Below are 23,320 nucleotides of genomic sequence, written 5' to 3'. Positions count from 1 at the left end.
GCTATAACGTGCCGGTAAAGGTCTGGCCGGTTCCGCCATAGTCGTTGATGATTTGCCAGCTCAGGCTGCCTCCCCCACCTTGCGCCATCGGTAACGGAAAACTGGCGGTAGCTTGCGGCGCAACCATGGTGTTGCCGGTAATGGCACTGCCGTTCAGCTTCAAATTAAAAAAGGTGAGGTAATAGGGTGAAGGGTTGGTCACCTGCAGCCGATCGCCGCTGCGCCGCCACGTCACTTTGCCGGCCGCTTCTTCCGGATTGCCGGCCAGCCCCTGGGGACGATAAATCAGCTTGATGCGGGTCTTGATCGCAATTTGCAGCGTGTTTTCTTTCTTTTCTACCGAAGGAATAGACTTCACATTCAGCCAATACAGCGATTCTCTGTCCGTCGGCAAATTGCCGCCCGCACGCACTACGCGCAGCAGGTTATTTTGGCCACCATCCAAGCGAAACAACGGAGGCGTGATGATGAAAGGCGCTTTAGCGCTTTCACCTTCTTGAGCATCGACCCAGGATTGGATCAAATAAGGCACCGCATCCGGATTATTGATATTCAGAGCGGACTCTTTTTTACCCCCGTCGTATATCAGCCGAGTCCCGCCCACGATCACGCCGGCCTGAGCCGGAGCCCAAAGCGCCATCAATAACGCTGCCGTCAGCGCAAAATATCCCGCTTTCATTTTGTTACCTTCCCCGATGAATAAAGAGCCAGAGACGCAGCCTCTGGCCCATTTTTCTAACGCTCACGCCGACATAACGGCGTGAATTTACTGATAGACAATAGTGAAGTTGGCGGTGGCGTTCGCACTACCGACAGAGACGGTGTCGTAAGCGAAGTAGCGCGCCACGAAGCCCAGAACGTTGTCTTTGTTCTCTGCCAGCGCATATACGCGGGAATCGTTGCCGATATTGAGTACGTTGCTGCCGTCGTCCAGCAGCTGTACGCCAATGCCGCCTGCCACCCCAGGGGTGCCGGCGCCGGTCAGTTTCAGCAGCCCGGACTGACCCTGCACCTGAGTGCCATCAAAGCGAACGGTAGCGCCAGTCACGGTGTCCGGGCAGTTTTTCAGGATCAGGTTGAACGCTTTGGCGCCAGCGGTGGCGCCAGCGTTAGGAAACGCATCTTTAGCGATTTTGCCCAGAGCAACCTGCTTGTTCTGGGAATCCGGATCGACGGTGCAAGACTGATCGGTAATGGTGCCAGTGATATTCAGCGCGCCGTCAGCAGCAAATACAGAGGTGGTAAATGCAGACGCGGTCAAAACAGCTACAGCCAGCAGATTCTTTTTCATCCTACTTTCCTTAAAATTATGCAAAATATGCATGGTTTTATTTCCGACATATCCTTAATGTCATTCCCTTTTATTTAGTTCCACGAAGAGCAAATACCCTTGACCAAACTTATTGATGGCCTAAGGCTTATTCACCCAAACGATTCATTTTGAACTAAAGTGACTCCTTTGGTTTTTAAAACCAAAAAACAAATAAAAGACAGAATTTAAAGCCAAATAGAAAACAAAATAACCTCAAATCAGACCAAAAAACCAAGGGATTGGCCGATTGATTTAAAATGACTTTTCTTTGATTAGGATTTTGCTTAGATGGCGGGAGTGCGGAAGAAATGAAACATGAACACAACGATATGTTTTTAAAAAAAATTTTCCTTTATCAGGCAAAGTGAGCGTAGGAATATTGACATTGTTTTTACGCGTCCTTACAGTATGTTTCAGTTTAGTTCAAAGTGACTCCTTGCCGTTACTCTATTAAATCGCGCTTACCAAATTTCTTTAAAGCGCTGTGCATTGCTGGCGGTATAAATCACTGTATTCTGAATATTTCGGTGCCCGAGGTAATCCTGAATTAATCGGGTATCGATACCTCGGTCCGCCAACGCAAATCCGCAACCATGCCGCAGCATATGCGGATGGGCGTTAATCTCCAGTTTCGCCACCTTACTGTAATGACGAAGCAGGCCGTAAATACGTTGGCGCGACAAACGCCCGCCCCGATTGGAAAGAAATAACCATTCCTGATCGGCCCAGCGGTGTTGCCGGCGTTTATCCAGCCAACGCCGCAAACATTGCCTTTCTCGCAGATACAGCGGATGCACCGTGGAAAAACCATTCTTCAAACGATGAACATAAATGTTGCCGCCTTCCAGATCGATGTCCGACAAACGCCATCCCCCAATTTCGCTGGCGCGGCAACCATGAATAAAACACATATAAATCAGACAATAATCGCGTTCTGGATTCTTTCCATGCAGCGTGACCTCAAGCAGTCTCTCCACTTCAGAAGGCGTCAGATGTTTACGATTAGACATACAACCTCTATTACTTTGATCGGAAAAATGTGGCTGTCATTTTCCTTTTACATCACCACAATGGACACTCAGGGTTTCCCCTGGCTATGGATAGGTTCCTGCATCCAGCGCGGAGTATAACGGATTTGCCAAACGCGAACAGTGTACAGGGATTAATCCCCCCTTCAGCGCCTCCCTTGAGGCCCCCTCATTAATCAAAACCGCAGCTCAACTGCCACCATCAGAAATAATAAGGACGGCATACTTCCCGATTCACTTTAGTTTGCGTTAATACTTCCATTTTACACATGCGCTGAAATTGGCAAACAAACCGACAAAACAAAGAAAAATCCTAATAAAATCGCGAGGCGCCATGGGTTTCAAAGCGTTATACGGCTCGTAAAAAAACGAAATAAATCCGCCGGCGCGAACGTATCTTAACCAAACCGATAAGTTTTAATCTTTATGTGAATCGATAAGAGGAAAAATCAGGGCAGGAGGAAATAAAGTCACGATGGGGAATAACCCAGGCCTGACCGCATCACACGGCCGCCTGGGGGGAGAATTATTGACTGGTCATAACGTGACACAGCTCGCCAAGGGTCAGGTCAGGCCGTTCGATAAACATTTCCGCATTGAGCGTAATGCCGAACTCACGCCTAACCAGCAGCATCAACTCCATATAATCCAGGCTATCCAACCCCAACTGTTGCAGCGGCATATCGGCCGACAGCAGCGTTCTGTCCAATCCTTTGGCTTCATACAACAGGCCGCAAATCGCCTCATACAATCGATGATACTTTTCCATAGGCCCTACCGTTATTCATTGTGATAACCAAATACCAGCGCCGCATTAGCACCGCCGAAACCGAAGTTGAGACTCATGACATTGCGCAAGCGACCGCGACGATGCCCCTCGCGAATATAATCAAGATCGCATTCGGGATCGCTCTCGTGCAAATGGCAGGTTGCCGGCATCATTTGCTGCTGCAATGCCTGTAGGCAGACGATCGCCTCAAAGCTGCCGGATGCGGCGAGCAAGTGCCCGGTATAGGATTTCGTGCTGGAAATCGGCGTGCGATAAGCATCGCGCCCCAAAGCCGCCTTGATCGCAACGGTTTCGTTCACATCGCTTTGCGCCGTCGACGTGCCATGCGCATTGATATAGTCGATCTCATGATTGCTTAGCCCCGCCTGCTCCAGAGCCCGTCGAATGGTTTTCACCTTGGCCTGCGGATCCTCCGCCGGCGCGGTAAGATCAAAAGCGTCTGAAAAGTTGCCGTATCCCTTGACCTCCCCCAGTATTGTCGCGCCGCGCGCTAAAGCCGCCTCTCGCTCCTCAAGACACAACACGGCGGCCCCTTCCGCCAACACGAAGCCGCTGCGCTCCCGGCTGAACGGGCAACTGGCCTTGGTGATATCCTTTTGCTCCCGACTCAGCAAACGCAGCGCGTCGATGTTCCATATCGCGCCATTGCCGCTCAGTGATTCCGACGCGCCGGCCAACATCATTGAAGCGCGGCCGCTGCGGATCACCTCAAACGCATCGCCAATCGCGATGCCGCCGGTCGCGCAGGCCGCCGCTGGCGAGCTCTGATAGCCCCGCAGCAACCAATGTTGGCCGCATATGGCGGTCGCGATATTGGGCATCGCGTGAAAACAGCCAAACAGCTGCCCCATGCCGGATTGCAGATAATCCGCATTGTTTTGCATGATCTCATCCTGGCCTCCCCAGCCGCTGCCGATAATCGCCCCGCACTCCAACGATGAATAAAAGTGCGCAGGCCCCACAAAACTGGATGAAAACGCCATGTCGACCGCCTCCGAGGCGGCGGCCAGCGCCAGCCTGGCGAATCTGGGCAGCCGGCGGCTTACCCGCGCGGCAACGCCTTCCAGCGCCGGTTCAGCCTCCAGCAAAGCAAAAAAGCGCGCGTGGATCCCCGCCGCCGATTTATCGTGATAGCGATAGGCCAAACGGTTGGCCATGATAGCCTGCCAGTTTTGCTGCGCGTTGCCACCCAGCGCGGTGACGGCGCCGTAACCGGTGACCACCACACGTCTTGTATTCTGTTCTTTGTCCATGCTTACTCCCCTTGCCCGGATGCGAAAGCCTCGTTGCCGCCCAGCGCCAGCCAGAGCTGCATCGTGGCGTTCAGGTAGCGATATTGCAGTGCCGACAGTGAATTCTCGCTGGCTAACACCGCCTCTTGCGCGTCCAGCAACGTTTGCAGCGCGACGGAACCGGCCTGATATTGATGGCGAGCCAATGCCACAGCTTGTCGCCCCATCGCCAGATGCCGCTGCTGATTGCCGATTTGCCGCTGCGCTTCCAGACGTTCCCGCATGGCGCTGTCTACCTCAGACAGCGCGCGGTAAACCGCATCGCGAAATTGAATCTCCGCGCGCTGCGCCTGCAACGCCGCTTTGTCGCTGGACAAGCGCATCTTGCGCCACTCGATGAACGGCAGCGTCAACGTCGCCCCCAGCGAGCGCGAAGGTTCACTGAACCATTGGCGGAAAAGCCCGCTGCCGGCATCCAGTGCGGCATCCAGACTCAGCGCCGGATAAAAACGCAATGTAGCGGCCTCCGCACCGGCCAGCGCCGCCCGCAGGCGCCGCTCCGCCGCCTGCACGTCCGGCCGCCGCGCCATCACCGCCGCCGGCAGACGTGGCGCAATAGGCACCTCGTTGATCGGTAGCGCTCGCCTTTCGCTGTATCGCAGCAAGGGTGAACGGCCGAACAACAGCGCCAGCGAGTTGCGAGCGTCTTCCCGCTGCCGTACCAGTTCATCCCGTTGATTCTCCCGCGCCAATAGGTTTTGCTCCGCCTGCAATAACTCGAATCGGCCGACGTCGCCGGCGGTGTGACGTGCCGCCACCAGCCGTACAGTCTCGCGCGCGAACGCCACCGCCTGTTGTTGATGGGTGACTTGCTGATTCAAATCGGCGATCTGCCAATACCCGCGAGCGGTAGCGCCGATCAAAGTCAACGCGGTATTGCGCCGATCCAACTCCGAAGCGACGGCCAGCCACTGAGCCTGCTCGCGAATACGCGCCAGCTTGCCCCATAAATCCAGTTCATAACTCAATGACAGCCCTGCGCGGTAACTTTCTTGCGGCCGCGCCGCGCCGCGCAATGCCTTGGTATTGCGGCCACTCAGGCTGGCGGCCAGGTCGGGGGTCGCATTGCCGGCTACCAACCCGGCCTCCAACATCGCCTCACGCCACTGCAATCCAGCCAGCGCCAGATCCTGATTCGCGATGAGCACGCCATCGATCAGCGAGGAAAGCTGCGGATCATTGAAGTTTTCCCACCAGGCGACGCCTGCCCGCAATGAACCTGAACGTTCATCGACCACGCGCCACTGCTGCGGCAACGACGGTGGCGCCGTGGCGTCGATCGGCCGCCCTCCGCAAGCGCTCAAAGACAGCATGACCAGTCCGTAAATCCAAAGTCGGTTCATTCTCGCGCCAACGCCTCCACCGGCTGCAGGCGCGCGGCGGCACGGGCTGGAAAGAAACCGAACCCGACGCCGATCAACGCCGAGAACCCGCAGGCCAGCAGCAACGGCGGCCAGGTAAAGATCATCGTCACCTGCGGCGCCAAGCCGCTCAGCATCCCTTTAACCAGCGCGGCGCAGGCGATCCCCAACACGCCCCCCAGGCTGCAGATCACCACCGCCTCAATCAAAAATTGCCGCATAATGTCTTTCTCAGCGGCGCCCACCGCCAATCGAATGCCGATCTCATGGGTTCGTTCCGTCACCGAAACCAACATGATGTTCATCACCCCCACCCCGCCGACCAGCAGCGAGATGGCGGCAATCGCGGTAATCAGCAATCGCATGGAGTCGGAGGCACGCTGAATGGATTGCGTCAGCTGATCGTCGGTCAGTGTGAAAAAATCCCGCCGGCCATGTTCTACGGTCAAACGCCGGGTCACATCCCGCCTTGCCGCTTCCAACGTCAATTTTTCATTCACTCGCATCACAATCGATTCCAGCGGCATATCGCCGGCGATGCGGCCAGTCAGGGAGGTATGGGGCAGCCAGGCAAGCGGTTGAGAACCGGCGTATTGGGCGCCGCGGCGCTGCGCGACGCCGATCACCCGATAAGGCACACCCGCGATCAGCAAAACCGCGCCCACCGGATCTTGCCGGGAAGAAAACAGAGCCTGTTGCAGCAAGGGATCGATCACCGCCACCGGTGCGCGGTCACTCAGATCCTGCGCAGTAAACAGGCCACCGGAAAGCAGCCGAATGCCCTGCGTGCGGAAATACCCTTCGCCGACGCCCATCACGGCGAGCGGCACCTGCTTGCCTTCGCGCACGGCAGACAGTTGAGTGCTGATGACCGGCGAAACGCTGTCGACATAAGGTAAGGCCGCCAGCAGCGCTGCATCCCGCGCACTCAGCGAACGCGCGAAATCGGGACGCGTTTTTTCCCATCCCAATCCGGGACGAATGTCCAACGTGCTGGAGCCGAGCTGGCTGATTTCCCTGAGGATGCTTTGGCGCGTGCCTTCACCGATGGCGATGGCGGAAACGACCGCCGCAATGCCGATGATGATGCCGAGCATCGATAATAATGCCCGGACCCGATGCCCTAATAATGCCCGCCAAGCCATGCCGAGCGCCTCTCGCAGCGCCGCCCAAGGGCTCATGCGTTTCAGCGGCGCAGCCAACGCCAGCGGCCTCTCGAACGCAAAACGCTGTCGGGCGGCATCGTGGCGACGATCCGCCACGATCTCGCCGTCGCCGATCTCAATGATCCGCTGCGCCTGCTCGGCGATCCGCCGATCGTGCGTCACGATGACCACGGTGTGTCCGACAGCGTTCAGCTCATGCAAAATGGCCATCAGCGCCTGACCGCTGGTGCTATCCAACGCGCCGGTAGGTTCATCGGCCAAAATGATTTCCGCGCCGTTCATAAGAGCTCGGGCAATACTGACCCGCTGTTGCTGCCCACCGGAAAGCTGCGCCGGACGATGGCCACCTCGCTGCGCCAACCCGAGGCGAGCCAACAAATGCGCGGCCCGCGAGCGGCGCTCGGCGGCCGGCATGGCGGTATACAATGCAGGGATCGCCACGTTCTCACCGGCCGTCAGATAGGGCATCAGATGATAGCGCTGGAAAATAAAGCCGATATGCCGACTGCGGAGCCGCGCCAGGCGATTGCCGTCGGCTTGCCCAATCGCCACCCCGTTGATGTACACATCCCCCTGAGAAGGCTTGTCCAGACAACCGATAATATTCATCAACGTCGATTTTCCGGAGCCGGAGGCGCCGACGATAGCGACCATTTCTCCCCGCTGAATGCTCAGGGAAACGCGTTTGAGGACCGTGATTTTCTGCTCTCCGGCTTGAAACTCGCGCGAAACGTTCTCCAAAACGATAATGGGATCCGTGCTAGCTGACATGCTCACCCTCCGTATCTGGCTGGTGTTCCAGCAGCACTTGCTCACCCACTCTCACGCCTTCCAACACTTCCGCATAGCGGCGATCGCGCTTCCCGATGCGCACGCTGCGCGCGACAACCCGCTGGCCTTCCAACACTCTGATCTGATAGCGCTCGCCATCCCGAGCCTCTCCCAATGCCGCCATCGGCAGCCGCACCACCCCCGTGGCGCGTTCGGTAATGATGAATACCTGCGCCGTCATCGAGGTGCGTAATCGACGTTCGCCGTTGGCGACGGCAAATACGCCGTTGTAATACACCGCCGCCGTTTGCTGGCTTGAATTTCTGCCCAGCGGGTCGGCTTCCAGCGCTTCTGCCGGCGCTTGCTGTATCGCGCCCATGACCCCCTCATATCGGCGGCGGGGATCGGCGGCGACATAAAACCACAGCGGCTGCCCCGCCCTCACCTGCAAGATGTCATTTTCCGATATGCGGGTATGCACCATCATCGTATCCACGTCCGCCATCACCAAAATGGTCGGTGCGCTTTGCGATGAGACGATGGTTTGCCCTTCCTGAGTGACGATACCCAGCACTTCGCCGTCGATAGGCGCGGTAATACGGGTAAAAGCCAGGTTGGCTCTCGCCGTTTCCTGCGCGACTTCGGCCTGAACGATCTGCGACTCGTTCACTTTCAACTGCGCCAGTTGCGCGTCGTGCTGCGCCTGCGCTTTTTCCAAATCGCTGGCCACGCCGGCACGATCTCGCGCCAACGCCCTTTGCCGCGCCAACTCCAGTTGGTACTGCTTGAGCTGCGCCTGACTCGCCAATTTCTGCGCCTGCGCGCTGCGTAATTCGGCCTGCGACTTGCGCAGTTCGTTAAGTTGCAACGTCGGATCTATCTCGGCCAACAGCTGGCCCTGAGCCACTCTGTCCCCCGGTTTGACATACAGTTTTTTCAGTTGGCCGTTGACCTGCGCGCCAACGTTCACCTGCCGGGCCGGTTTCAAAATGCCGGTAGCCAACACGCTTTTTTCGATGTCGCCGCGATCGACGCGCGCCGTCTGCGGCGGTGATACGTCAGGCGCCCGATTCAACCCTAACAGCCCGCCGGCCAGCCCCCCCAACACGATCGCCACCAGCGCCACACGCCGCCAGCGTTTCTTTCCGGGCACGTCACTCCACCTCAGCACAGTCATTCATCCTGGTGTCGACGGCGGCCAACAACCGGCCCTGCGACAAGTGCAGCACCCGATCAAACAACGGCAGCAGCCGCGGGTTATGCGTCACGGTCACCAGGGTTTTACCCTTCTCACGGCAATGCGCTACCAGAGCCGACATCACCGCCGCAGCGGTTTTTTCATCCAGATTCGCCGTCGGTTCATCCAGCACCAACACCGGACAACGGCTGTACATGGCACGCGCCAGCAACAGACGCTGCCGTTGCCCCAGCGACAGCCCGGCATGGCTCTCTCGCACCAGAGCGTTTACGCCTCCGGGCAGTTGCGCCACCGCATCCGCCAGCCCCAAACTGCATAGCGCCTGTTCCACTTGTCTCTGCTGGCCTGGCGCCGACGGGGCGAACAGCGTGATGTTTTGCAACACCGAGGCATTGAACAGAATGTCCTCCTGGCTTTGCAGGAAGAACAGCCGCTGCGCGGCGGCGTTAGCCAGCACGCGGCCATCCAGCGTCAGTTCCCCCCGCTGCGGCGTCAACAGACAGGCGAGCACTTTCAGCAAGGTGCTCTTGCCCGCGCCGGAACCGCCGCAGATGGCGATACACTCGCCCCGTTCCAGCGTCAGCGACAGGTCGCGCAAAACCGGTTGGCCGGCGTCGTACGCGAAGCTCACCCCCCGATACGCCAACTGCACATCAAAATGGTTCACGCTTTCGTCGCCAGACCCGGTACGCAGAGATACGGCAGGAAACAGATCCCGCGCGCGCTCATCGATCACGTGCAGTTGGTTTTTCTGCAGGACGGCAAAAAAGATCTTGCTGGTGTAAGAGGTAAAAATTTCGCGCAGAAAGCTGTAGGCGAAGAATGCCCCCAGACTGAGTTCGCCACCCTTTAGCAGCGGCAGCGCCAGCAGCATGAACACCACCATTTCCAGGCTGCCAATCAGTTGATAAATGCTGCCCTTGACCTGCTCATAGACTTTTTGCCGCTGCAGGCAGTTGAACAGCGAACGGGCATGCTCGGCAAAGCCCTCTTGCCGCTGGCCGGCGAGCCCGGCGGACTTGATGGTCGAAAACCCCTGAATGGTTTCCAGAATAAAATCATTCTGCACCGCCCCTCTCACCTGCAGTTGCTGGGTGAAGTGGCGATCGCGATAAATAGCCCAAACGCTGATCGCCCCCATCAGCAGTACGCCGGCAATCGGCACCAGCGCCAACATCGGGCTCAAATAGCCCATCACCGCCAGCGCGATAGCACCGATGATCCAGTCGGTGCGCAGGCCGTTATCCAGCTCGATTTTCTGGCCGGCGGCCATCTGCCAGCTGGTGAAACGGCTGAAAATCTCGCCGGGCGCGCGCTTGCTGAAGAAATTCAGCGAATTTTCCAGCAGGCGGGAAAAACCGGCGGCGCCGTGCAGCAACACGAAGTTTTTGATAAAACGCTCGGTGATGATGCGCGCCATCAGCGCCAGCGCCGTGGATGCCACAAACGCCAGCAGATAGTAGGCGTAAGGAAACGCGACCTCACCGGCCATGGCGAACACCTGATTGATCGCGCTGGCGACCATCATCGGCATGATGAACAGCGTCAGCGAGATAAGAAATGTCATCGCCGCCAGGCGATAAATGCCGGCGATGCCGGCGGTATCCTTCAGGCTTAAACTGGCGAAAGCACCGCGCCGGCGGCTCCGCACGGCGGGGGCGGTGGAGGGTAAATCGTCGCGATCGAGCACCAATGCGTAGCCGCTGATTTCCGCTTTCAAAGCGGCGTACGGCAGCAGCTGTTGCCCCAACGCCGGATTCATTACGCACACGTAACCGCCCTGACGATATGCCAGCAATACATAGTGGCCCGCGCCGTAATGCAGAATCGCCGGTAAAGGCAGCGCCGCCAGATCCCGGTGCTCGAACGCCACCGGATAAGCCGGCAACGCCAGCTCCCCTAAAATGGCGCACAGCGTCGCCAGCGAAGTGCCGTGTTGCGAAGCGGGGTAACGCTCACGCAGTTCCGTCAATGGCGCGCGAACGCCCTGCGTTTCCGCCAGCATGGCGATGCAGGCCAGCCCGCACTCATTGATTTCGCTCTGCAAGACCGGCGTAGGGAGGGTGTTTTCCATGCGTAGTGATATCCCTGACTTATTCGTTGATAAAAAATAAAGAGTGCGAATGCCACAGCAACCAATCATCCGCATGTCGCCACAGGGTGCGCTCGACGATCTCCGGCACGGCGCGGCCGACCAGCTCTGTGGCAATCGGTTCTTCTATGTGAATGCGAACGCCGCGATCGTAATAAAGCGAATAGCACACCACTCGAGCCCGCATCGCTCGGGATAATCGAACGATGCCGCTATGCAAATGCGCTGGCCGGTTGAACAAACGGCAAGCCAGTTTGGCCGAGGCGTCCCGGGTGCTGTTCAAGGTGTAATCCGGCGTGATGTCCGGGAAGAGGATGATGTTGCGCCGATGCTCCGTCGCCTCCAGCAGCGCCTGCGACAAGGTGCCGGCAATATGCCGGGGATCGTCGTGAATCGAGCAATAGTCGAGCCGCTGCCGCCATTCCCCCTCAGGCGCTCGCCGCGCTAACGTCTGTGCGTCGCCGGAAACGATCACCGTTGCCCGCCCGGGATAAACGCCCGCGCCGACCAGCGTCGCCAGCACATCGGAAACCGTGTGCATCGGCGCCAACAACACCGGCACCCCGGCGCGATGCAGCGGCTCCACCACCTGATTGAGCTGTGAGGTGCACTGCGCCAAATGCTCCATCAACGCGGCGTTGCGGGCCTGGATCGCCGCCAAATCCAGCCATTGTCGCCGCTGCATCAGCCAGGCGAAGTCCAGCCTGCCGTCGCCCAACAGGCTTTGGCGATTCGCCTCAGCGACCGCTTGCCGGTGGCGAAAACGGCGTTGCTGCAGACCCCACCTCAACCGCCTCTGCATCTTTAGCCACAGGCGATAATCCACGCGCCGCAGCAGAGCGCACGTCAGACTCCGGCTCACCCCGGTGCGGACAGCCGAGAGACGCGCCACGGCGTCCAGGCCGTTACGCCAGGCCAGAAAGCCCCGAACCGCGAGCAGGCGCATCAGGGGGCCAGCGGCTTATCGTGCTGCAACAGCGACAGCAGTTGCTGGCTGAAAGCGGAAAACTCACGGTCTTGCAACGCCAGCCATTTGCGATTGACGATAAAGCTGGGGGTCGCGTTGACCTGGTAATAGCGGCTTACCGCCGTCATATACGCCAACAGTTCCTTGACCCGCTCTGAATCTCTGGTCCGCTGATAGGCGGCCTCGTCGATGCCGTTGGCCACCAACCAGGCGCTGAGCTGCTTTTCATCCGCCAGATTGAGGTTTTCTTTGATAATGGCGCGGTAAGCGGCGGGACGATGCTGCGCCTCGATCCCCATGACCGTCAGGGTGGCGAAGAGGGGCGCAAAGGCCGCCATGCCGGCGTGATCGTCGTCGCTGAGATGCAGGCGCACCAATTTGGCTCCCGCCGGTAAGCGTTTTTCCAGCTCGGCCACGCCGCTTTCGTTAACTTCACAATAGTGGCAGGCGTAAGAGAAGACTTCGACAATGGCGTTATCATCTTGCAATGGGCTTTGCTCTATTTTTTCCGGAGAGATAAAACTCAGGCTTTCCGCCGCCGGCGAGGCCATAACGTAATGCTGGAAATAAAGCGCAGTCAAAAAAGAAGAGGCGAAAATAATGACGAGCGTGTAACTAAAAAACAGCAAAGGACGTTTATACATAGCAGACGCATCCTGCGCATAAATAAATGCTCACTTGAGAATGAGCGTTACAAATCAGAAAGGGAGATTGACGGTTCAGCGATAAAAAAAGGAATTCATCTCCGTTATCAGGCGGTGCGCTCAAGCGCCCCGCCTGTCCATCACTAACCTAACTGCAAGCGTTCAGCTCGCATCAGCTCGGGATTGTCGGCGTGGAAGGGCAGCTCGCCACCGGCGCCGATGATAGGTTTTTTTCACGCCGCCAAACTTATCGGCACAGGTGGTCACCAGTTGGCAAGTGCGGTTATTGCCACCGCCCACCCAGGCAAATTCCTTGGTACACACAAAAGTACCGCCGACGATGTTTTCCGCTTCAGACAGGTTGATTTTCTTCATTACAATATCCTTATATATATTAAAATATAAACACACTACCCATCACTCTGCCTGCAAGACAGAGTAATTCTTCAATACATTGAAAAACATTTAATTGATAACAATGAGAGCGCTGCGGGAAAAAGAATAGCCCTCTCACACAAGCAGATCAATACAATTATTTACACTACACCGCAGGCTTAGTGGAATAAGTAACGTTTGATATAAGGATTATTCTAATTTAATTGCTTATAAAAACATGAAAGTTAATTTCACCCCCGGAATAGCCACGATTTATTTGAAGGATAATTCTCAGTTTAAGAGGTAATTAACCAAGAAAATTTCAGATCCGACCAGTTAACCGGCACTGGAAACAGGCTGAAAAGATTGCTTCCTGCCGCGCCGGACTTACACTGGGCAACAGGACTCTCACTCTTAGGATGCCCATGCTCGCGACTCACGAATACGCCAACGACTTGATTCTGTTTGCCCTGATTGTCGACTGCGGCTCGTTCAGCAAGGCGGCGGAGAGCGCCGGCATTACCAGTTCGGTGGTCAGCAAACGCATCGGGCGGTTGGAAAAATCGCTCGGCGCCCGGCTGATGTACCGCACCACCCGCAGCCTGACGCTGACCGAAAGCGGCCAGGCGCTCTACCAGCAGGCCAAGGAGATCGGCGCCAAAGTGCAGGAAGCGCTGTACGCCGTCAGCGAAAAGAGCGAAGAGCTGACCGGCACCATTCGCATGTCGGTGCCGACCATTTCGGGTGAGCTGCTGCTGAGTGAAAGCGTGGCGGAGTTTTGCGCTCAGCACCCCAGCCTGAAGGTCGAGATGCGGCTGGAAAACCGCTTCGTTGATCTGGTGGAAGAAGGCATCGATCTGGCGATCCGTACCGGCACCATGCCGGACTCCAGCCTGATTGCGCGGCCGATCTTCGATTCCCGCTGGGTGATCGTCTGCTCGCCGGGCTATCTGGAGAACCACCCGGAGCCGCGCAATCCCGACGATCTGCTTAGCCACAACTGCCTGACCTATACCTATCAAGAGAGCGGCACCGCCAACTGGCTGATGAAGCGGCCAGGGCGCAACGAAATCTACGAGCTGCAGGTTGACGGCAACCTGTCGGCCAATAATGCGCGGGCGATCCGCAAAGCGGTGATCGGCGGCCACGGCATCGCCATGGTGCCGCGCTGCATGGTGTACGAAGATTTGCAGGACGGCAAACTGACGGAGATCCTGGCCGGCCACTGCGGCAAGGTATTGGGCATTTACGCCGTCTACCCTTATACCCGCAATCTGCCGTTAAAAACTCGCCTGCTGATCGAACATATCATCGGTTCCTATCAAAATATCAGTCACTACTTTTAAGTTTCCACTCCTGATTATTTCCACGCGTCGTAAAGTACCGCGTGGATTACCGCATTTTTGGACATGAACTCGTGAACATTAACGCCTAATTAATGTGATCCAGCGCATTCATTACACAACATAAAAACCCATCCAATTGATTTTAAATCAATTTAATTCAGCCTCAACAGCCGGCATTTTTCCCGCCGCCGGCGCCATTCGCCGATGTTAAAAAATTATCGCGTGGCATCATCGCCAACGTTGTGATTAGAATGAAAATGTTGCGGCAATTAACCTTTCAGTTACATATCTCTGCCCATAAAAATAATAACCCTGAGGATCTTATGCCCCTGCTTTTCAGTATTGCGCCCATCGTCCTGCTGATATGGATGATGACCAAAAGGAATGGCGTGCCCTCTTATCTGGCCCTGCCGCTGACGGCCGCCGTGGTATATGCCCTGCAGCTCTGGTGGTTCGATGCCTCACTGCGGCTGCTGCATGCCAATATCATCACCGCGCTGGTCTCGACGCTGACGCCGATCACCATCATTGCCGGCGCCATTCTGCTCAACAAACTGATGCAGATAAGCGGTGCGGAAAACGTGGTGCGCCGCTGGTTGGAAACCGTTAGCCCCAACCCGGTGGCCCAACTGATGATTATCGGCTGGGCGTTCGCCTTTATGATCGAGGGCGCCAGCGGCTTCGGCACTCCGGCCGCCATCGCCGCGCCGATTCTGGTCGGGCTGGGCTTCAACCCGCTGCGCGTCGCCCTGCTGACGCTGGTGATGAACTCGGTACCGGTCTCCTTCGGCGCCGTGGGCACCCCCACCTGGTTCGGCTTCGCCAACCTCGGCCTGTCGGACGCCAGCCTGCTGGAGATCGGCCGGCAAAGCGCGCTGATCCACGTTGTCGCCGGCTTCGTCATTCCTCTGCTGGCGCTGCGCTTTATCGTTTCCTGGCAGGATATCCGCCGCAACCTGCCGTTTATCTTGCTCAGCGTGCTGAGCTGCACCGTCCCCTATCTGCTGCTGGCCCAGGTGAACTATGAATTCCCGGCGCTGGTCGGCGGCGCTCTCGGCCTGGCGCTGTCGGTGCTGCTGGCGCGCGGCGGCATTGGCCTCGCCCGCGCGGAAAAACCGCAGAGCGCCGCACAGGCGGTGCGGTTCATGCAGGTGGTCAAGGCGATGACGCCGACCCTGCTGCTGATTGCTATCCTGATAGTGACGCGCATTCACCAGTTGGGCCTCAAGGCGCTGCTCAACACCACCACGCTGCTGTGGCAGGAAAACCTCGGCTGGCTCGGGGAGCTGCGCATCAGCCAGGCGCTGATCGTCGAACTGCGGCAGGTGCTGGGCACCTCCGCCGCGGCCGGCTACAAAACGCTGTATGTCCCGGCGCTGATCCCGTTCCTGCTGGTGGTGGTGTTGTGCATTCCGCTGTTCCGTCTGAATGGCGGCCAGGTGCGGCAAATGTTCAGCGAAACCGGCGGGCGCATCACGCGCCCCTTTATCGCCCTGTTCGGCGCGCTGGTCATGGTCAATCTGATGATGCTGGGCGGCGACAACGCGCCGGTGATCCTGATCGGGAAAGCGTTGGCGGCGCTGACCGGCGACAGCTGGCTGCTGTTCTCTTCGTTCCTCGGCGCGCTGGGCTCGTTCTTCTCCGGTTCCAACACCGTTTCGAACCTGACGTTCGGCGGCATTCAGCAATCGATCGCCCAGAGCAGCGGCCTCGACGTCAATCTGACGCTGGCCTTGCAGTCCGTCGGCGGCGCCATGGGCAACATGGTATGCCTGAACAACATTATCGCGGTCTGTTCGATCCTGGGGATCGGCAACGCCGAAGGCAAAATCATCAGAAAGACCGCGCTGCCGATGCTGGCGTACGGTGGGATCGCGGCCGCTATGGCGGCGATCCTCTCGCTCTGACTGACAACCCGTTATTTGCAAGAAGACAAGAAGGTAAACACTATGATCATCTCCGCGTCAACCGACTACCGGGCCGCCGCCCAGGCCAAACTGCCGCCGTTTCTGTTTCACTACATCGACGGCGGGGCCTACGCGGAGCATACGCTGAAGCGCAATACCGCAGATCTGGCCGATATTGCCTTGCGCCAGCGCGTGCTGCGCAATATGTCCGAACTCAGCCTGGAGACCACGCTGTTCGGCGAGCGGTTGGCGATGCCGGTGGCGCTGGGGCCGGTGGGGCTGACCGGCATGTACGCCCGCCGCGGCGAAGTGCAGGCCGCGCGCGCCGCGGCCAAAAAAGGCATTCCGTTCACGCTGTCCACCGTGTCGGTCTGCCCCATCGAAGAGGTGGCCCCGGCGATCGATCGGCCGATGTGGTTCCAGCTCTACGTGTTGAAAGACCGCGGCTTTATGCGCAACGCGCTGGAGCGCGCCAAAGCCGCCGGCGTGAAAACGCTGGTGTTCACCGTCGACATGCCGGTGCCCGGCGCCCGTTACCGCGACGCCCACTCGGGGATGAGCGGCCCCAACGCCGCCCTGCGCCGCGTGCTGCAGGCGTTTACCCATCCCCAGTGGGCCTGGGATGTCGGCCTGTTCGGCAAGCCGCACGATCTGGGCAACGTCTCGGCCTACCGCGGCAAACCGACCAGCCTGGAAGACTACATCGGCTGGCTGGGCGCCAACTTCGATCCGTCGATTTCCTGGAAAGATCTGGAGTGGATCCGCGAATTCTGGGACGGTCCGATGATCATCAAAGGCATTCTGGATCCGGAAGACGCCAAAGACGCGGTGCGCTTCGGCGCCGACGGTATCATCGTCTCCAACCACGGTGGCCGCCAGCTGGACGGCGTGCTGTCGACCGCGCGCGCCATGCCGGCGATCGCCGACGCGGTGAAAGGCGACATTACCTTACTGGCCGATTCCGGCATCCGCAGCGGCCTGGACGTGGTGCGCATGATCGCGCTGGGCGCCGACAGCGTGCTGCTGGGGCGCGCCTTCGTCTATGCGCTGGCGGCGGCCGGCGAAGCCGGGGTGGCTAACTTGCTGGATCTGATCGACAAGGAAATGCGCGTCGCCATGACGCTCACCGGCGCGAAAACCATTGCGGAGATCAACGCCGGATCGCTGGTCAGAAACGCCTGACTCACAGCGGCTGCACGCCATCCGGATAAGCGTTGTAGCTCATCTTGCTGATGAAGGCCCCGGCCGGTGACACCAGAACCCGGCCGGCGGCGTCCAACCCGAGGAAGGTGCCGGTGCAGCGCCCGGAGATAAAGTCGAAGAAGAACACCGAGCACACCGGGATAATCTTTTCCCGGAAGGTGAACAGGAACATCTCGTCCTCAAACTTGTAGTAAGTGGCGTAATCCATGTCGCCGTGCCCGAACTGCTCGCCGCGCAGGTTTTGCCAGGCGTAACGCTCGGTGTTGACGTAGAAGTGCTCGTAGTAATGGTTGGGGCTGTAAACGTTCAGCGTGCGATAACCGATCAGCTCGCGGGTCAAATGCGGCGCGATGCCGCCCGGCGTGACGCCGGCAATCAGCCCAACGTGGAAGCTTTGCTTGAGGCGGGATCCCTTTTCCACCGTTTGTTCGGGCAACAGCGTGCTGCGCACCAGCAGCGCCCGGCCGCTGTCGCGGTTGAGCACCAGCGTCAGGCATTCGTTGCCCGGCGACTGCAGCGGAATATTGAAGAAATAGCGCGCGGCGGAGGTTTGCACCTCTTCGTAAGCGTCCTCACCGCTCTCCCCTCCCCAGGCCCACAGCACCCGTTGCCGGTCGGCGCTGAAACGCAGCGTGATGTCCCCGCCGTCTTCAAAGGCGATCTGCAGCGTTTTGCCGCGCCAGTCCTGAGAGCCCGGCAGCCGGTTGGTGTCGATGCCGCGCGCGAAATCGTCGTAATTCTTCCAGTCCGGTTCGGCATTTTGATTCAGTACGGATGATTCTGCTGACATCTTCGCTCTCCTTGATTGAATGGGATAAAACTCGTCTCAAACGTCGGCGACGCCCGCCGGCTTCACCGCTCGGCGGTTCACCACGGCAGGGGCGGTTTCATCGAGAAAACAACTCAGTACCCCGGCGCACACGGCGCCGGCGGCCGCCAGCCACATTACGCTGACCAGGCCGTAGCGATCGGCGATCAGCCCGGCGATAAACGGTGCCAGGCAACCGCCAATCACCTCGCCGATCCCCATCACCAGCCCCAACGCGGTGGCGATGCGCGCCGGCGACACCGTTTCCGACGGGATGGTGGCCATAAACAGCGTGAAACAGCCAAGGCCGGTATAAGACAGGAACACCAGCACGCCCAGCAGCCACGGATTGGCGACGTAGCTCAGGAACAGCGGGCAGCACACCGCCAGCAGCGAAAAGAAAATCAGCGTCGGTTTGCGCCCAAGGCGATCGGAGATCGCCGGTACCGCCACGCCCCAGAAGACCCAGGCGGCGCCGATGGCGCTCATGATGCCGCCCATCGTGCCTTCACCGAAGCCACGGTCGGTCACCAAAAAGTTAGGGGTGAAGGTTATGATGATCATGAACCAGGTGACGAACACGCAGGAGATCAGAATGCACAGCGCCACGTTCTTGATTTTGAACAGCTCGCCGTAAGCGGCCTTGCCCGCCGGCTTACCGGCCGCCGGCGCGGCGCTGAAAGCGGGATCCTTTTTGCCGTTCACATAGCGATAGATCAGCCACGCCAGAATAATGCCCGGCACGGCGGTCAGGTGAAACGCCATGCTCCATCCCCACTTCTGCGCCAGATAGATGATCAGCGGCGGCGCGATGATGCCGCCCAACAGCCCCGGCGCCGCGCCCTGGATCAATCCCATGTTGAAACCGCGGCGCTGCGGCTGCGATCTTTCCACCATCAACGATTGCGCGATCGGCAATACCGGCCCCTCAGCAATCCCCATCAGCGCCCGGAAGATCAATAACATGGCAAACCCGCTGACCAGCCCCGACAGCGCGGAGAACAGCGAAAACACTAAGATGGACAGGATCAGCATCGGTTTACGGATATTAAAGCGATCGGCTATCGCCCCCAACCCGGCGCCGGACAGCGCCCAGGTTAGCGCCAACACCGCCGACAGCGTGCCGAGATGCACGTTGCTGAGCTTGAGGTCGGCGGCAATCATCGGAAACAGAAACGAGATGGTCAGACGATCGACGAACACGCAGCCGAACACGAAAAACAAAATAATCAGCAACCGGTTCTCTTCACTCAATGCTCTGCGTGCCGCTGGCGATGTATTCATAGCGTCATTTGTCCATAAGTTAACTTATGAATGGCGACCCGCCATGGCATAAGTGTGTTAAGCGCTCGGCCAAGAGAGAAATTGGCCCTCCGTCACGACAACAACTCATTAACATGTTAATGACATAAAATTATCGCAAGCCGGCGGTCTGTCAACCGGCGCTCTTCGAGAGACAAATGAAATTCTGAACGGGTACTATTTCAATATCGCATTATCACCTTCAGGTTATTTATCCTTCTGTTCTTGATACATATAAAATAATGTCCGGTACTTTCTTGCGATTAAAAAAAGCCTATTTGCGCGTTATTTGCGAATAATCCCATCGATGACGCTTCAGGCTTATTAATTTTTTATCGGCATTGAATGATCCCCGCTCGCGCTTCAGAGCCATTTTTATCTATTGAATCATCTCGTTTTATTTTAAGGCCGCAGAAAAAACTAACTCTTACGAGGGAAAGGCCAACGGCGGGGTTATATAACCCCGTCTGGACAATAACAAAAGCGCAGAGCGTGACGTAAATCACGACAAATATGCCGTATCCTGCAAAGCAATTATGCTCGCAACAGCAATTATCTATTGCGATTAGGGCTGTTTATCTCAATTAAGCGTCGTGCAACACTTCGTGCCATCGTTCGACACCGCGCCGCAAGGCCTGAGACGGAGTGACACATGAGCATCGAAAAATTAACCCGGGAGCCGCTTTCCATCGGCATCGAGTTGCCGCTGGACAACGATTGGTCCACCAGCGGGCAGCTGAAACGCCAGCAGGACGGGCGGCCGTTCGGCGTGCCGGACATGAGCGAACACGCCGCGCGCATCAAGCTGGCCGATGAGCTCGGCTTTCGCGCCGCCTGGGTTCGCGACGTGCCGCTGTACGATCCGGACTTCGGCGACGCCGCGCAGGTGTTTGAGACCTTTACCTACCTCGGCTACCTGTCCAGCCTGACGCGCAATATTCTGCTCGGTACCGCGGCCGTGGTGCTGCCGCTGCGGCAGCCGTGGCTGGTGCGCAAAGCGGCTTCCACGCTGCAAACGCTGAGCGGCGATCGTCTGTTGCTCGGCGTCGCCAGCGGCGATCGCCCCGTGGAGTACCCGCTGTTCGGCGCCGATTACGCCGCGCGCGGTGAAAGCTTCCGCGCCAGCGTCGGCATTCTCAAAGGGGAAGCCGACAGCGCGCTGCAACCGGGACTGCGCCTGCTGCCGGCCACGCCGCCGCCGCCGCTGCTGGTCGCCGGGCTGGCGCAACAAACGCCCGAGTGGGTGGGGAAAAATATGGATGGCTGGCTGTCGTATCCCGGCACGCCTGCGGACCACGTTTCGCGGGTCAAACTCTGGCGCAACGTAGCCGGTGACAAGCCCTACGTCAGCTTTATTCATCTCGACCTCACCGATAACGCCGACGCGCCGATTCAGCGCCATCGCTTCGGCATCAAGAGCGGCCGCAATGGGTTGATTCAGGAACTGAGCGCCATGCGTGACGCCGGGGTCAATCACATCGGCCTGCATTTTCGCCGCAACCAGCGGCCGCTGGAAGAGACGATGCAGGAGATCGGCCAATGGGTGTTGCCGGAATTCCATCGCGCCTGACGCCCGCTTTAGCCCGCTATTCCGACCTGAGCTGGACTTTGCCCCGTTACCGGGGCTTTTTTATTTCCGCCGATGCTGGTTCATAACAACTCGGTCTAATCCCTGCCGGCAAACGGCGGCATGATGACAAGGAAACGAGCCACCATGAGGAATGAGCAATGACGGCAAAACTGACAGAAGCAGGCTTTTGGCGCAAAACCGCCGACTCTTCATCGCTGCGCGAGCCGCGCGTGCTGATCCGGGTCTACGTCAACGAAGGCGAGATTGACCGCGCCATCGCGTTTTACGAGCAGCTGCACGGCGTGGAAGCGGATATGCGTTTCGACTTCCCCGAGCATCGGCTGGTGCTGGCGGCGGTGGGGCCATTTCTGATCCTGGAAGGCTCGGAAGAAAACCTGCGTCCTTTTCGCAGCACCGTCGGCACGTTGCTGGTCGATGACATTTATCCCTACCACCAGCGGCTACAGGCCGCCGGCGCCGATATCTTCTTTGGCCCGGTGGAAGTGCCCACCGGCGCCTGTTTCAATGCGCGCCTGCCGGATGGCACGATTATCGAATACGTGCATCATCGGCCGCGCGCGGACGAATAAGCCGCCTCAGGGGAGCGCCGGCTTCATGGCGTAGCCGCGCAGATCCTTGCGCAGGCTGAGCATGTACAGCACGATCACCGCCGAGAAAGGCAAGCCGCACAGCACCACGGCAGTCTGCATCGCGCTGAAACTGCCGGCGTACAGCAGCCCGGCGCACACCAGCGTGGTGACCGCCGCCCAGAACACCCGGAGCCAGGCCGGCGCGTCATCGTGGGCGGAACCGCCCTGGCAGGACAGATTCGCTATCATCAGCGTGCCGGAATCGACCGGCGTCAGGAACAGCACGAAGCTTATCACCACCACAAAACCGGCGGTCAGCTGGGTATAGGGCAGGTATTCGAACAGCTTGAACACCGCCATCGGCGGATCGCTTTGCGCCACCTGCCCCAGAATCGCTTGCCCGCCCTCCAGCACCAGACTGATGGCGGTATTGCCGAAGATCGACAGCCACGCCAGCGTGAACCCCAGCGGGATCAGCAACACGCCGAAGATCAGTTCGCGGATGGTACGGCCTTTGGAAATACGCGCGATAAACAGCCCGACAAACGGCGCCCACGCCACCCACCAGGCCCAATAGAACAGTGTCCAGGCGCCCTGCCACTGGCGCGCCTTGCCGTACAGATACATATCGAAGCTGCGACTGACGAGCGAGGTCAGATAATCCCCAATGTTCTGCAACATGCCGTTGAGCAGGTTCAGCGTCGGGCCGGCCAGAAACACGAACAGCAACAGCAGGCACAGGAAGCCGACGTTGATGTTCGACAGCATGGCGATGCCCTTCTCGACGCCGGTGACCGCCGCCAGCGTGGCCACCACCATCATAACCACGATCAGCGCCAGCAGCACGCCGGTGCTTTGCGGGATATCGAACAGGTAGAACAGCCCCGAGTTCACCAACAGCGCGCCGATCCCCAGGTTGGTCACCATCGAGATAACCGTCACCAGAATGCCGAAGCTGTCCACCAGATGGCCGACGCCGCCGTGGATGCGCTCGCCGAAGATCGGGTACAGCGCGGAACGCAGCGCCAGCGGCAAACCGCGACAATAGGCGAAATAGGCGAGCGCGGTGGCGATCAACGCATACAGCGCCCAACCGTGCAGCCCCCAGTGTAAAAAGGTCAGCGCCATCGCCTGCCGCGCCGCCTGTACGCTGCCGCCGTCGCCTTCCGGTGGCGACAGGAAGTGATCCAACGGCTCATAGGCGCCGTAATACACCAGCGCAATGCCGATGCCCGACGAGAACAGCATCGCCACCCAGGAGGGATAGCTAAACTGCGGCGGCTCATCATCCTGGCTGAGGCGAATATGGCCAAAGCGCGACAGCGCCAGCCAGAACACGAACACCATACAGGCGACCATCAACAGCATGTAATACCAGCCGAACACGTCGGCCACCCAACTTTGCGCGACATTCAGCCACTGTTTGCTGGCGGCGGGAAACAGCACAATCAGCGCCCCCAGCAGCAAGATCACCGCGGCTGAGCCGAAAAATACCGGGACATTCAATCTGACAGGTTCTTCGTCAAGCGATGGAGGAGTTTTTATTGTCATTGGCAGGCTTCCATGATGCGAAAGACAGACGATTTAAATGCAACTTT

The 23,320-nt window shown here is 58.5% G+C and carries 20 protein-coding genes; 5 read left to right on the top strand and 15 right to left on the bottom strand.

All coding sequences use genetic code 11. From position 1 onward, the window contains the following. Position 1 precedes the first annotated feature (1 nt). From ITX55_RS17860 to ITX55_RS17805, 12 genes are all read right to left on the bottom strand, one after another. On the bottom strand, positions 2–679 hold the full coding sequence (locus ITX55_RS17860; RefSeq protein WP_089192208.1) for a molecular chaperone: 678 nt from the start codon (positions 677–679) through the stop codon (positions 2–4). An 87-nt stretch (positions 680–766) separates the two neighbouring features. Continuing rightward, the gene (locus tag ITX55_RS17855) at positions 767–1,291 is read right to left on the bottom strand and encodes a fimbrial protein (protein ID WP_042785288.1); all 525 of its coding nucleotides are present in this window, start codon (positions 1,289–1,291) and stop codon (positions 767–769) included. A gap of 482 nt (positions 1,292–1,773) precedes the next feature. Next, a complete protein-coding gene (locus tag ITX55_RS17850) occupies positions 1,774–2,322 on the bottom strand; it encodes a tyrosine-type DNA invertase (protein WP_033644811.1) in 549 nt (182 codons plus the stop codon). A gap of 544 nt (positions 2,323–2,866) precedes the next feature. After that, positions 2,867–3,109 (bottom strand): acyl carrier protein, encoded by a 243-nt coding sequence (locus tag ITX55_RS17845; RefSeq protein WP_033644937.1) that lies wholly within the window; start codon positions 3,107–3,109, stop codon positions 2,867–2,869. An 11-nt stretch (positions 3,110–3,120) separates the two neighbouring features. Further along, on the bottom strand, positions 3,121–4,383 hold the full coding sequence (locus ITX55_RS17840; protein WP_197756213.1) for a beta-ketoacyl-[acyl-carrier-protein] synthase family protein: 1,263 nt from the start codon (positions 4,381–4,383) through the stop codon (positions 3,121–3,123). Positions 4,384–4,385: 2 nt separating this feature from the next. After that, on the bottom strand, positions 4,386–5,735 hold the full coding sequence (locus tag ITX55_RS17835; RefSeq protein ID WP_223085265.1) for an efflux transporter outer membrane subunit: 1,350 nt from the start codon (positions 5,733–5,735) through the stop codon (positions 4,386–4,388). A 26-nt stretch (positions 5,736–5,761) separates the two neighbouring features. Continuing rightward, positions 5,762–7,720 (bottom strand): ABC transporter permease, encoded by a 1,959-nt coding sequence (locus ITX55_RS17830; protein ID WP_223085263.1) that lies wholly within the window; start codon positions 7,718–7,720, stop codon positions 5,762–5,764. Further along, on the bottom strand, positions 7,710–8,804 hold the full coding sequence (locus tag ITX55_RS17825) for an efflux RND transporter periplasmic adaptor subunit (protein WP_255612403.1): 1,095 nt from the start codon (positions 8,802–8,804) through the stop codon (positions 7,710–7,712). Before ITX55_RS17825 ends, ITX55_RS17830 begins: the two co-directional genes overlap by 11 nt. Positions 8,805–8,874: 70 nt before the next feature. After that, positions 8,875–10,992 carry a peptidase domain-containing ABC transporter gene (locus ITX55_RS17820; protein WP_223085258.1) on the bottom strand — a complete coding sequence of 706 codons (2,118 nt, stop codon included), beginning with the start codon at positions 10,990–10,992 and terminating at the stop codon, positions 8,875–8,877. A gap of 19 nt (positions 10,993–11,011) precedes the next feature. Further along, a complete protein-coding gene (locus ITX55_RS17815) occupies positions 11,012–11,956 on the bottom strand; it encodes an ABC transporter (protein WP_042785294.1) in 945 nt (314 codons plus the stop codon). Beyond that, on the bottom strand, positions 11,956–12,621 hold the full coding sequence (locus tag ITX55_RS17810; RefSeq protein ID WP_047026629.1) for a DsbA family protein: 666 nt from the start codon (positions 12,619–12,621) through the stop codon (positions 11,956–11,958). Before ITX55_RS17810 ends, ITX55_RS17815 begins: the two co-directional genes overlap by 1 nt. A 162-nt stretch (positions 12,622–12,783) precedes the next feature. Then, positions 12,784–12,996, bottom strand: coding sequence for a DUF4762 family protein (locus tag ITX55_RS17805; protein ID WP_255612394.1), 213 nt, complete (start codon positions 12,994–12,996; stop codon positions 12,784–12,786). 425 nt (positions 12,997–13,421) lie between these two features. On the opposite strand from ITX55_RS17805, the gene ITX55_RS17800 reads away from it, so the two are divergent. The 3 genes from ITX55_RS17800 to lldD all read left to right on the top strand — a co-directional run bounded on the left by ITX55_RS17800 (position 13,422) and on the right by lldD (position 17,431). Next, complete coding sequence (locus tag ITX55_RS17800; protein WP_033652155.1) at positions 13,422–14,342, top strand: LysR family transcriptional regulator; 921 nt, start codon at positions 13,422–13,424, stop codon at positions 14,340–14,342. A gap of 323 nt (positions 14,343–14,665) precedes the next feature. Then, entirely contained in the window at positions 14,666–16,249 is a 1,584-nt protein-coding gene (locus ITX55_RS17795) for an L-lactate permease (protein ID WP_223085256.1), read from the top strand. Between the two features lie 42 nt (positions 16,250–16,291). Then, on the top strand, positions 16,292–17,431 hold the full coding sequence (gene lldD / locus ITX55_RS17790; RefSeq protein WP_223085254.1) for an FMN-dependent L-lactate dehydrogenase LldD: 1,140 nt from the start codon (positions 16,292–16,294) through the stop codon (positions 17,429–17,431). A 1-nt stretch (position 17,432) separates the two neighbouring features. Here the strand turns inward: lldD and ITX55_RS17785 are convergent, their stop codons facing one another. Together ITX55_RS17785 and ITX55_RS17780 are read right to left on the bottom strand one after the other, a co-directional pair. Beyond that, positions 17,433–18,242: a MoaF C-terminal domain-containing protein gene (locus tag ITX55_RS17785; protein WP_223085252.1), complete on the bottom strand. Its 810-nt coding sequence runs from the start codon at positions 18,240–18,242 to the stop codon at positions 17,433–17,435. Between the two features lie 36 nt (positions 18,243–18,278). Continuing rightward, positions 18,279–19,544, bottom strand: coding sequence for an MFS transporter (locus tag ITX55_RS17780; RefSeq protein WP_046687745.1), 1,266 nt, complete (start codon positions 19,542–19,544; stop codon positions 18,279–18,281). 670 nt (positions 19,545–20,214) lie between these two features. Here ITX55_RS17780 and ITX55_RS17775 point away from each other — a divergent pair. Then, positions 20,215–21,132, top strand: a complete 918-nt coding sequence (locus ITX55_RS17775; protein WP_033652158.1) for a TIGR03571 family LLM class oxidoreductase — start codon at positions 20,215–20,217, stop codon at positions 21,130–21,132. A gap of 158 nt (positions 21,133–21,290) precedes the next feature. Beyond that, positions 21,291–21,722, top strand: coding sequence for a VOC family protein (locus ITX55_RS17770; protein ID WP_033644796.1), 432 nt, complete (start codon positions 21,291–21,293; stop codon positions 21,720–21,722). Between the two features lie 6 nt (positions 21,723–21,728). On the opposite strand, the gene ITX55_RS17765 is transcribed toward ITX55_RS17770, so the two are convergent. After that, positions 21,729–23,273 carry a BCCT family transporter gene (locus tag ITX55_RS17765; protein WP_042785300.1) on the bottom strand — a complete coding sequence of 515 codons (1,545 nt, stop codon included), beginning with the start codon at positions 23,271–23,273 and terminating at the stop codon, positions 21,729–21,731. Positions 23,274–23,320: the final 47 nt, after the last annotated feature.

Origin of the sequence: Serratia sp. EWG9 (assembly GCF_019913725.1) — a bacterium.
In the GTDB taxonomy this organism is placed as follows: Bacteria; Pseudomonadota; Gammaproteobacteria; order Enterobacterales; family Enterobacteriaceae; genus Serratia; species Serratia ureilytica.
Note: the sequence above shows the minus strand (reverse complement) of the source record. Positions and strands in the feature narration are given on the sequence as shown.